The sequence below is a fragment of the Mesorhizobium sp. M7A.F.Ca.US.005.03.1.1 genome (assembly GCF_003997975.1).
GTDB lineage: Bacteria > Pseudomonadota > Alphaproteobacteria > Rhizobiales > Rhizobiaceae > Mesorhizobium > Mesorhizobium ciceri.
The window spans coordinates 1-10365 of the sequence record NZ_RZRO01000152.1 but is presented as its reverse complement, the minus strand read 5'-3'; the positions used below and the strand labels follow the sequence as shown (position 1 = coordinate 10365).

Here is a 10365-nt window from a genome sequence, read left to right as displayed (position 1 = left end):
TAGGGGAATAGGGGAATAGGGGGCGACGGGTCATTGGTGTCCTTGCCGTCGCCGCGCTGGCGTCAACGGCGTCCCACAAAAAATCTCCTCAACCTTTCGAACCTTTTGCTGCGCCGCGCCGACTGATGGTCAGAGGCGAATGGGTCGCCTCGATCAAAAGATCCAGGAGATCATCATGTTCAAGCGCACTCTTACCTCGGGCCTCGTCGCCATCTTCGTCGCCACCGGCGCGCTCGCCGGCACTGTCGGCACGTCGTCAGCCCACGGCATGCATGGCCATCATCATCACCACCACAACCATCACAAGAAGCACTTCAAGAAGTTCTGGTGGAAGCACTACAACCACCACCACAACCATCACCACAGGCACGGCAGGGTGATCATTTTCCTTTGATGGAGGGACCCAATTCCCCAAGAGGGCGGCTTCGGCCGCCCTTTTTGCGTTCGGCGATCACCTCGTGAAGTAAGGCGGCAAAGCTGCTGATCCCCGGCAAGCTACGGCATGCACACATTTCCAAGCAACTGGTCTTTGGCGATAGAGTGCATGGCAGCTTGGCGCATGCATTGCCTTATGCGGCGCTGGTCCCACTCCGTCTCGGCCCCGCCGAGCCACCGCTCCCCCGATCGACGGGGTAGAGGGAAGGCGCCAAGCTTTTGCCGTCAACGCTCGCCCAGCAACGCTCCTTTCCTTTCCCTCCGGAGGGGGAAAGGTGGCGCTGCGAAGCAGCGACGGATTGGGGGACCCACGCGGCAATCGGGCCTCGGGCCGATCAGTCACCCCAGTCATAGCGGGTATGTGCATGGCGTAGCCCCAGCAAATGGGGGAGATTGGCCGCATCAACGTCCTCTCCAACCTCTTCCAGTCGCCGTCAGCGTGGACCTCGGTCCATCCGATTTCCCGGATCTCAGAAAAATCAAAAAAGTTCGAACCTTTTTCCTGGCTGCGACGACAGATGATCAAGAGGCGGATGGATCGCCTCGGTCAACGAAGCAAGGAGATCGTCATGTTCAAGAACACACTCGTTTCCGGCCTTATCGCCACCGCCGTCGCCGCCGCCACGCTGGCCGGCACCGTGCAGCCTTCGGCCGCCCACAGCCATCACCACAACCGCGAAATCGGCATCGGCATTGCTGCCGGCGTCGGCGGCTTCGTCCTCGGCAGCCTGCTCGCCCAGCCGCGCACCGTCTATGTCGACGAAGGCGGTGGCTCGTGGCATGTCCGCCGCTGCTACGATCGCTATGCCAGCTACGACGCAGACTCCGATACCTATCTCGGCCACGACGGATATCGCCACTATTGCCGTCTCTGAGGGGAGGAGGACCCGTTCAGCAACAGAGGGGCCCATGCGAGCCCCTCTTCTGTTGTCTGGATGGTAGCGGTGCGTGCTCCATCGGCCGCTTCAGCGCAGAACTGAAGGGATTGGTCCGGCGACAGATCGGACAGTGTACAGAGATTTTCCGAGCGTCTATCCTGGACCGCGAAACGCGGGGAGAGACCCTTGGACGAGCAGGACCCCAGGGAAGACCTGGTCGAAACGATTTTCCGCAACGGCACCGTCACCACCGTCGGCATCCTGCTGGCGTTTTCGCTGGGCTTCATCACCCATTGGGCCGCCAACCCGATCCCGTGGCAGACCTACCATCTTGTCGCCGTCCTGCCGATCCTGGCCGGCATTGCCTTGCAGATGCGGGCGCTCTCGCTGCTGCTCCACACGAAATGCCTGCAGCGGCGCATCTATGAACGCGCCAACCGCATCTTCATGGCCGGCCTGATATTCACCGCCTGCGGCGTCGGCATGGCCATCCTTCTCGATTTCTTTGATATCGCGACCAGGAGCGCGCTGCCCGGGGCGGGCTGATCAGTCGGCTCGCACGCCACCGATCATCCTGGTCACCTCGGCTGCCGCATCGCGCACCAGCGGGCCGATCTCGGCCAGCCGCTCCGGCGTCACCCGCACCGTCGGCCCTGACACCGAAACGCCGCCGATCGGCTCGCCGAATTCGTTGAAGATGGCGGCTGCCACGCAACGCATGCCGGGGTGCCGCTCCTCGTCGTCGACCGACCAGCCGCGCAGCTTGATCCGCGCCAGATCGTGGGCAAGCGCCGAAATGTCGGACAGCGTCCTGTCGGTGAAGCGCTGCAGGCCTGCCTTGCGCAGCATGGTTCCGACGCGCTCCGGCTCGAGATGCGCCAGCACCGCCTTGCCGATGCCCGACGCATGGAAGGGGCTGCGCGTGCCCGGCCGGAAGAAGGCGCGGATCGCCTGATGCGTCTCGACCTGGCTGACGAAGACCACGCAATCGTCCTCGGCGACGCCGAGATTGGCGGTCTCGCCGGTTCTCTCCATCAGCTCCTGCATGACGACACGCGCGCGGTCGACCAGCTTGCGGCGGCGCAGGAAGGCCGCGCCCATACGGTAGGTCTCGACGCCGATCGACCACAACTGGTCTGATGTGTCGAATTCGACCATTCCGTGGTTTTGCAGCGTCGTCAGCATGCGGTAGGCGGTGGAGGCGGCAAGCCCGCTCTGCGCCGATATTTCGCTTAGCGACAGGCCGCTGCCTTCCGCGACAATGGCCAGGATCCGCAGCGCCCGATCGAGCGACTGCACCGAACTGGCCTCCGAGGGCCCATTGAAAGCGCGCGGCCGGCCGCGCTGGCGTTTTTCCGTGGTTTCCATGGCGTCATTCTCGACCGATTTCGCCAAATGCACAATGAAAAAATTTTTCACTAGAATCGCAGGCCAGGATTCCTGGAAAACGGAAAATCCAATAAAATCAGCATATAGCCGTTGTTTTCTCTAAATGAAAAAATATTCTGAAAAAATTGAAAAATAGCCGGCGTGCTGACATCCTCAGCCAATCCAACAATGACAAACCCGTGGAGGGCTGGAAAATGGCCAGGATGCGCGCTGTCGATGCCGCGGTTCTCGTTCTCGAAAAGGAAGGCATTTCCTGCGCTTTCGGCGTGCCGGGCGCGGCGATCAATCCGTTCTATTCGGCGCTGAAGGCGAGGGGAACGATCCGCCACGTGCTTGCCCGTCACGTCGAGGGCGCCTCGCACATGGCGGAAGGCTTTACCCGGGCCAAGGCAGGCAATATCGGCCTGTGCATCGGCACTTCGGGTCCGGCCGGCACCGACATGATCACCGGGCTCTATTCGGCCGCCGCTGATTCCATTCCGATCCTGTGCATCACCGGCCAGGCGCCGCGGGCGCGGCTGAACAAGGAGGATTTCCAGGCCGTCGACATATCAGCCATTGCCGCGCCGGTCGCCAAATGGGCGGTCACGGTCATGGAGCCCTATCTCGTCCCCATGGCGCTGCAGAAGGCCTTTCATCTGATGCGCTCGTCGCGGCCGGGTCCGGTGCTGATCGACCTGCCGGTCGATGTCCAGCTGGCCGAGATCGAATTCGACATCGATGCCTATGAGCCGTTGACGCCGTTCAAGCCGGCCATGACGCGCGCCCAAGCCGAAAAGGCGTTGACGATGCTCAACGCCGCCGAAAAGCCGCTGATCGTCGCCGGCGGCGGCATCATAAACGCCGATGCGTCGGATTTGCTGATCGAATTCGCCGAGATTTCAGGCGTGCCGGTCGTCCCGACCTTGATGGGCTGGGGCGCGATCCCCGACGACCACCGGCTGATGGCCGGCATGTGCGGGCTGCAGACCTCGCACCGCTATGGCAATGCGACGATGCTGGAAGCCGATTTCGTCTTCGGCATCGGCAACCGCTGGGCCAACCGTCACACCGGCTCCGTCGATGTCTATACCAAGGGCAAAAAATTCATCCATGTCGACATCGAGCCCACTCAAATCGGCCGCGTCTTCGCGCCGGATCTCGGCGTCGTTTCGGATGCTGGTGCTGCGCTGAAGATGCTGCTCGACGTCGCCACCGAGTGGAAGACGGCAGGCAGACTGCGCGACTGGTCCGGCTGGGCGAAGGAATGCCAGGCTCGCAAGAAGACGATGAAGCGCAAGACGCATTTCGACCAGGTGCCGCTGAAGCCGCAGCGTGTCTATGAGGAGATGAACAAGGCGTTCGGCCGCGACGTCACCTACGTCACCACGATCGGCCTGTCGCAGATCGCCGGCGCGCAGTTCCTGCATGTCTACAAGCCGCGCAACTGGATCAATTGCGGCCAGGCCGGCCCGCTCGGCTGGACCTTGCCGGCTGCCCTTGGCGTGCGCGCCGCCGATCCCGACCGGACCATCGTGGCGCTGTCGGGCGACTATGATTTCCAGTTCATGATCGAGGAACTGGCGGTCGGCGCCCAGCACAAGCTGCCCTATCTCCATGTCGTGGTGAACAACGCCTATCTCGGCCTGATCCGCCAGGCGCAGCGGGGTTTCTCGATGGACTTCGAGGTCGACCTTGCCTTCGAGAACATCAACCGGGCAGGCGATCCCGAGGCCGGCTACGGCGTCGACCATGTTGCCGTCGCCGAGGCCATGGGCTGCAAGGCGGTCAGGGTGCGCAAGCCGGAAGAGTTCGCCGATGCCTTCAAGGAGGCGCAGCGGTTGATGAAGGAGCACCGGGTTCCGGTTGTCCTCGAATTCATCCTCGAACGCGTCACCAACATCTCGATGGGCACCGAGATCGACAAGATCACCGAATTCGAGGAGCTTGCCGAGAGCCACGAAGATGCGCCGACGTCGATCGTCATGCTGGATTAGGCTTGGCGGAGAAAGGGAGAAAAAGAATGCCGCGTTTTTCAGCCAATCTTTCGATGCTCTTTGGCGAGCATGAGTTCCTCGACCGTTTCGATGCCGCCGCCCGCGCCGGCTTCAAGGGCGTCGAATATATCGGCCCCTATGACCATGCGCCCGATGCCGTCGCCGCCCGGCTGAAGAAGAACGGCCTGACGCAGGTGCTTTTCAACCTGCCGGCCGGCGACTGGGGCAAGGGCGAGCGCGGCATTGCCGTGCTGCCGGACCGCGTGCCGGAATTCCGCCAGGGCATCGCCAAGGCGATCACCTACGCGCAGGCGCTCGGCTGCCAGCAGGTCAATTGCCTGGCCGGCATCGCGCCCGCCGGCGCCGATCGCAAGGTGCTGGAGGACGTCTTTGCCGAAAACCTCGCCTTCGCGGCGGAAAAGCTGGAGCAGGCCGGCATCAGGCTGCTGATCGAGCCGATCAACACGCGCGATATCCCGGGCTTTTTTCTCAATTATACCGATCAGGCGTTGGTGCTTATCGACCGTGTCGGGTCGAAGAACCTGTTCCTGCAATACGACATCTATCACATGCAGATCATGGAGGGGGATCTCGCCCGTACCATCGAGGTAAACCTCGACCGCATCGCGCATATCCAGCTTGCGGACAATCCAGGCCGTCACGAGCCGGGGACGGGCGAGATCAATTTTCCCTTCCTGTACGAGCACATCGACCGCATCGGCTATTCGGGGTGGATCGGGGCGGAATACAAGCCGAAGGCCGGGACGGAGGCTGGGCTGGGGTGGTTTCAAGCATTAGCCGGGCAGGGAAGTGCTGCGGCCTAGCCAACGCCGCGCCCCCTCATCCGGCCCTTCGGGCCACCTTCCCCCGAGGGGAGAAGAGACAGGCACCAACGTCGGCTTCTCTTCTCCCCTCGGGGGAAGATGGCCGCGCTAGCGGCCGGATGAGGGGGCGTTTCACACAAGCAACTGGAGAACCAAAATGGAAACCATCGGCTTCATCGGCCTCGGCATCATGGGCGCACCGATGGCGGGGCACCTGTTGGACGCGGGCTACAGGGTCATAGCCAGCGACCATCGATCGAAATTCTCAGCCGATCTCGTCGCCAAGGGCCTAACGTCAGTCACCGGCCATGCTGCCGTGGCGAAGGCCGCCGACATCATCATTCTGATGGTGCCCGACACACCGCAGGTCGCCGATGTGCTGTTTAACGAGAATGGCGTCGCGTCCGGTCTGACCAAAGGCAAGCTGGTCATCGACATGAGCTCGATCTCACCGATCGAGACCAAGATTTTTGCCAGGAAAATCAACGATCTAGGCTGCGACTATCTCGACGCGCCGGTCTCGGGCGGCGAGGTTGGCGCCAAGGCGGCGTCGCTCACCATCATGGTCGGCGGCGAGGAGAAACCCTTCGAGCGCGCCAAGCCCGTGTTCGAGAAGATGGGCAAGAACATCACCCTGGTCGGGCCCAACGGCGTTGGCCAGACCACCAAGGTGGCCAACCAGATCGTCGTTGCGCTGACTATTGAAGCCGTCGCCGAAGCGCTTGTTTTTGCTTCGAAAGCCGGCGCGGATCCGGCCAAGGTCAGGCAGGCGCTGATGGGCGGGCTGGCGGCTTCGCGCATTCTGGAAGTGCATGGCGAGCGTATGGTCAAGCGCACCTTCGCCCCGGGTTTTCGGATCGAACTGCACCAGAAGGATCTGAACCTCGCGCTGGAGGGCGCGAAAGCGCTCGGCGTGTCGCTGCCCAACACGTCCACCACGCAGCAACTGTTCAACGCCTGCGCGGCCAATGGCGGCGCCAAGGAGGATCATTCGGCACTGGTCAGGGCGCTTGAGAGGATGGCCGATTTCGAGGTCGGCAGCGAGGCAGCCGGCACCCGGGGCAAAGCGGCATAGGTCAGGAGAGGGCGGCGCAACGTTCCCAAGCCGCCAACTCCTGGCCCATCGAAGAACGGGTTCCGACGTCTGTCGGGACCCGTTTCTCGTCGAGATGTTTTTTGGCTTAGCCGCGCTTCAAAAATGCCCGTGCCACGTAAAGGCTGATCGCCGCGGCATTCGATACGTTGAGCGAATGGATGGCGCCGGGCATGTCGAGCCGCGCCAGCGTGGTCACCGTCTCGCGGGTCTTCTGGCGCAGGCCCTTGCCCTCGGCGCCCAGCACCAGGGCGATCTTTTCTCCGGCAAAGCTCTTTTCGAGTTCGGCCGGCGCGTCCGAATCAAGCCCGATGGTGCGAAAGCCGGCCTCGTGCAGCTGGCCGAGCGCTTCGGCGAGGTTCTTCACCTCGATCTGGTCGATGTGCTCCAGCGCGCCCGAGGCGGATTTCGCCAGCACGCCCGATTCCTGCGGGCTGTGGCGGGCCGTGGTGATCAGCGCGCCGGCGCCGAAGGCGACCGCCGAGCGCAGGATGGCGCCGACATTGTGCGGGTCGGTGATCTGGTCGAGCACCAGCACCAGCTTCGCGTCACCAAGCGCATCGAGCCGCTTGGCTTTAAGCGGCTCGGCCTCGATCAGCACACCCTGATGCACGGCATCCGACCCTGTGATCTTGTCGATATCCCTGGGTTCGACCAGTTCCGTCTTGAAGGGCAGGGCGGCGAGATCGGCGATTTCGAGGCGCTCGGCCGCATTGCGCGTCACCAGCATCTTCCTGATCTTGCGGCGCGGATTGTCGAGTGCGGCGCGAACCGTGTGCAGGCCGTAGAGCCGCACCAGTCCGTCCGCGGCATTTTCGCCCGGCGGAACCGGCTGTCGAGGCCGGAACGCCGGCGCGCCGCCGCTTTTCTCGTCGCGATAGGCGCGGCGCAGCTTGGCGTAATGGGTGTCTTTGGGGGTGTTGGTTTTATCGCTCATGGCTGGTTCTATAGCGGTGTCCTCCGGCCAAGGATATGGCCCGCCGTCACAGCCGGCGAACAACATCGAAAAACGCTGGCTGCGCGGTTGACACCCAATGGCCTTGCCGCCATAAGGCGCTGCGCTGGTTTCGGAGAACACATAACTCGGGTCCGGATCGGCGTGAATGCCTCGTTGCATGGCTCCGGCGGCAGACTGGAGAGGTGCCCGAGTGGTTAAAGGGGACGGACTGTAAATCCGTTAGCTTAGCTTACGTTGGTTCGAATCCAACCCTCTCCACCACTGCCGGCCCGGAAGCCCTGAAACGCGACAAGAATCGGACCGAAAAGTGCATGGCGCTTTTCGGATGAATCCGGTACTTCAGGTAAGGCGCGGGTATAGCTCAGTGGTAGAGCAGCAGCCTTCCAAGCTGAATATGCGGGTTCGATTCCCGCTACCCGCTCCAGACACTCATCCCATCACCGGCAAGCCGAAGCACCGCGCACGAAGCGCAGCGCTCCAATTGTCGTGGCTGCGCCGCGTCAGCTGTTGAACGCGGATGCGACCTGGTGCTGCTGCGGCACCTGGCCGTTCGGCGTCAGCTTGTCGACGATGCCGGGCAGGGCGGTGGACAGTTGCTTGAGTAGTTCCTGCTCGTCCAGTCCGGTCCGTTGCGCGATCTCGCGGATGATCTGCGGTCCGATCGCGGCGCCAAGATCGTTGGCGTTGATCGACTGGTTCTGGCCGGTACCGACCCAGGAGTCCGCGGTGTTGCCGTGACCGGCGTCCCGGAGCTTTTCGAGCAGTCCGCCCAGGCCGCCCAGCAGGCCACCGTCGGCGGATGTGGTTTCCGTCGGGACGGGGGCGGTCGGAGCGGGCGCGGGAGACTGTTCCGGCTCTTCGGCACTTCTGCCGCTCAGCATCTTGCCGACCAGCAATGCGCCGAGTGCGATCATCAGAGGTTTGGTGATGTTGCCGCCGGGAACGGCGTTGTCAAAAAGTCCCATCGTGGATCCTCCATAGCGACCAAGGCCCGACCCCTCCTCAACAATGAAGCATTCGGGCGGAATTTCAAGCTGGCTTGAGGTTTTGACAATCATATGAAAATGTTCGGCTGGCGAGGGGATGGAGAGGAAAAAATGGGTATCATCAGCTGGATCATTCTCGGCGTGGTCGCCGGCTTCATAGGCAGCAAGATCGTCAACAAGACCGGCCAGGGTGTCATAATGGATATCGTGCTGGGCATCGTCGGCGCCATTGTCGGCGGGCTGATCTTCAGTGCCTTCGGCGCATCGGGCGTCACCGGTCTCAACATCTACAGCCTGATCGTTGCCGTCATCGGGGCGGTGGTTGTTCTGTGGGCCTACCATCAGTTCAGCGCAAGGCGGACGCTTTAGGCGCCTGCGGATCGTCTGAGGTTTCGAGTTTCTGAAGGCAAGACCGGCTTCAGGCCGGTATGCCCGGCTGTGGCTTGCCTATGGCATCGGGGCGCCGAAAACAAAGATCGGCGTTCCCGCAATGAAACGAGGCTAGGCGACGACGGCCAACCGGCGCTGGCGCTGATCCAGCGACACGATGGTCAGCCCGCTGCCGACGACCAGCAGGATGCCACAGACCGCCAGTGTGTTGGGGAATTGCCCGAACACCAGCAGGCCCGAAATGACCGCCCAGACGGTGAAGCAATAGTAGAACGGCGCCACGGCGCTGGTCGGTCCGACGCGATAGGCCATGAAGATGAAGAAGTGGCCGAAGATCAGGAAAAATCCAGCACCTGCCATCAGCAGCAGGTGATGCGCCCCGGGCATGACCCAGCGCTCGGAAACAAGATGCGCGGCGCCGGCGCCGATCAGCACCACCACGACGGCGGAAATCGCCACGATCATTCCCGGCACCTCGGCCGAGACCCGCCGGCCGGCTAGGTCGCGCGCCGCTGCAAGGGCTGCGTTGCCGAGCGCCAGCAGGGCATAGACCGAAATGCCTTGCATGGTCGGCTGCGCCACCATCAGCGCGCCGACGAAGCCGAGCCCGATCAGCGCCATGCGCCGGCCGCCGATCCGCTCGCCAAACAGGATCGAGGAGCCAACCAGCATCAAGAGCGGCGTGATCTGGCCGAGCGCGGTGGAATCGGCGATCTGCATGTTGGCGAGCGCGACCACATAGCAAAGGATCGCCGCCAGCTCGAGCACGTTCCGGCTCAGGACGCGCTTGTCGAAGATCAGCGGGATCTGCTTGCCGTAGCCCAGCGCGAACAGCAGCGGGAAGCCCCAGAGGGCCGCCGCGGCACCCCGCAGAAACAGCACCTCATAAGACGGCAGGCCCGCCGTCGCGAGCTTCATCATCGTGTCGTTGACGAGATACGACCCCGTCGAGACGATCATGAACAGCGGGCCGCGGATAGAGGCAGGGATGAAATGCATCCGGCCACAAGATCAGAGGCGGATGGCGGCGGCAATGGTCCATGGCCTGGCCATGATTCAGACAGGGCCGGGCAAGCAGGCCGGCGCTTTCGCGGCCTCGATCGGTCGGCCGCTACCCCTTCATTTTGCCCGGAGCCTTCCTATATCAGCGCCACATCCCCGCAATCGGATCGATGGTTCGGACTGAGTGAGACGGCACCCGGCCAAAAGACGCTTGTGTTTTTTGGCCTTTGTCGCTAATCGCCCCGCATTCGACTGAACTGAAGGTCTTCGACCGAACTGAAGATCCGGGCCGTCCAAGGAAAGAGACAATGGCAAAAGGTAAATTCGAGCGTAACAAGCCTCACGTGAACATCGGCACGATTGGCCACGTCGACCATGGCAAGACGTCGCTGACGGCGGCGATCACCAAGTATTTTGGCGAATACAAGCGCTAC

General features: G+C 62.6%; 12 protein-coding genes and 2 tRNA genes. 10 read left to right on the top strand and 4 right to left on the bottom strand.

Going from position 1 to position 10365, the window contains the following annotated elements; genetic code table 11:
• Positions 1-175: 175 nt before the first annotated feature.
• The 3 genes from EN990_RS33525 to EN990_RS33515 all read left to right on the top strand — a co-directional run bounded on the left by EN990_RS33525 (position 176) and on the right by EN990_RS33515 (position 1859).
• Positions 176-394, top strand: a complete 219-nt coding sequence (locus EN990_RS33525; RefSeq protein WP_013531393.1) for a hypothetical protein — start codon at positions 176-178, stop codon at positions 392-394.
• A gap of 610 nt (positions 395-1004) precedes the next feature.
• Positions 1005-1310, top strand: coding sequence for a BA14K family protein (locus tag EN990_RS33520; protein ID WP_013531394.1), 306 nt, complete (start codon positions 1005-1007; stop codon positions 1308-1310).
• A 189-nt stretch (positions 1311-1499) separates the two neighbouring features.
• The gene (locus EN990_RS33515; RefSeq protein WP_127370546.1) at positions 1500-1859 is read left to right on the top strand and encodes a hypothetical protein; all 360 of its coding nucleotides are present in this window, start codon (positions 1500-1502) and stop codon (positions 1857-1859) included.
• On the opposite strand, the gene bhcR is transcribed toward EN990_RS33515, so the two are convergent.
• Positions 1860-2681 carry an HTH-type transcriptional regulator BhcR gene (bhcR, locus tag EN990_RS33510; protein WP_127388543.1) on the bottom strand — a complete coding sequence of 274 codons (822 nt, stop codon included), beginning with the start codon at positions 2679-2681 and terminating at the stop codon, positions 1860-1862. It abuts the gene before it with no gap.
• A gap of 215 nt (positions 2682-2896) precedes the next feature.
• Here bhcR and gcl point away from each other — a divergent pair, with 215 nt between their 5' ends.
• The 3 genes from gcl (at position 2897) to EN990_RS33495 (ending at position 6577) form a co-directional block, all read left to right on the top strand.
• A complete protein-coding gene (gene gcl, locus EN990_RS33505) occupies positions 2897-4678 on the top strand; it encodes a glyoxylate carboligase (RefSeq protein ID WP_127388542.1) in 1782 nt (593 codons plus the stop codon).
• A 26-nt stretch (positions 4679-4704) separates the two neighbouring features.
• The gene (hyi, locus tag EN990_RS33500; protein WP_127388541.1) at positions 4705-5502 is read left to right on the top strand and encodes a hydroxypyruvate isomerase; all 798 of its coding nucleotides are present in this window, start codon (positions 4705-4707) and stop codon (positions 5500-5502) included.
• A 157-nt stretch (positions 5503-5659) separates the two neighbouring features.
• A complete protein-coding gene (locus tag EN990_RS33495) occupies positions 5660-6577 on the top strand; it encodes a 2-hydroxy-3-oxopropionate reductase (protein WP_127388540.1) in 918 nt (305 codons plus the stop codon).
• Between the two features lie 106 nt (positions 6578-6683).
• On the opposite strand, the gene rlmB is transcribed toward EN990_RS33495, so the two are convergent.
• A complete protein-coding gene (gene rlmB / locus EN990_RS33490; RefSeq protein WP_027163677.1) occupies positions 6684-7532 on the bottom strand; it encodes a 23S rRNA (guanosine(2251)-2'-O)-methyltransferase RlmB in 849 nt (282 codons plus the stop codon).
• 197 nt (positions 7533-7729) lie between these two features.
• Here rlmB and EN990_RS33485 point away from each other — a divergent pair.
• Both EN990_RS33485 and EN990_RS33480 read left to right on the top strand, forming a co-directional pair.
• A tRNA-Tyr gene (locus tag EN990_RS33485) sits at positions 7730-7814 on the top strand.
• Between the two features lie 89 nt (positions 7815-7903).
• A tRNA-Gly gene (locus tag EN990_RS33480) sits at positions 7904-7977 on the top strand.
• A 76-nt stretch (positions 7978-8053) separates the two neighbouring features.
• On the opposite strand, the gene EN990_RS33475 is transcribed toward EN990_RS33480, so the two are convergent.
• On the bottom strand, positions 8054-8518 hold the full coding sequence (locus tag EN990_RS33475; RefSeq protein WP_013531401.1) for a YidB family protein: 465 nt from the start codon (positions 8516-8518) through the stop codon (positions 8054-8056).
• 132 nt (positions 8519-8650) lie between these two features.
• On the opposite strand from EN990_RS33475, the gene EN990_RS33470 reads away from it, so the two are divergent.
• Positions 8651-8908 (top strand): GlsB/YeaQ/YmgE family stress response membrane protein, encoded by a 258-nt coding sequence (locus EN990_RS33470; protein ID WP_013531402.1) that lies wholly within the window; start codon positions 8651-8653, stop codon positions 8906-8908.
• A 132-nt stretch (positions 8909-9040) separates the two neighbouring features.
• On the opposite strand, the gene EN990_RS33465 is transcribed toward EN990_RS33470, so the two are convergent.
• Positions 9041-9928 carry a DMT family transporter gene (locus EN990_RS33465; protein WP_027163678.1) on the bottom strand — a complete coding sequence of 296 codons (888 nt, stop codon included), beginning with the start codon at positions 9926-9928 and terminating at the stop codon, positions 9041-9043.
• Between the two features lie 311 nt (positions 9929-10239).
• Between EN990_RS33465 and EN990_RS33460 the strand changes: the two genes are divergently transcribed.
• Positions 10240-10365, top strand: a 126-nt coding sequence (locus tag EN990_RS33460) for a GTP-binding protein (protein WP_245446368.1), incomplete at its 3' end; no start/stop codon positions are given.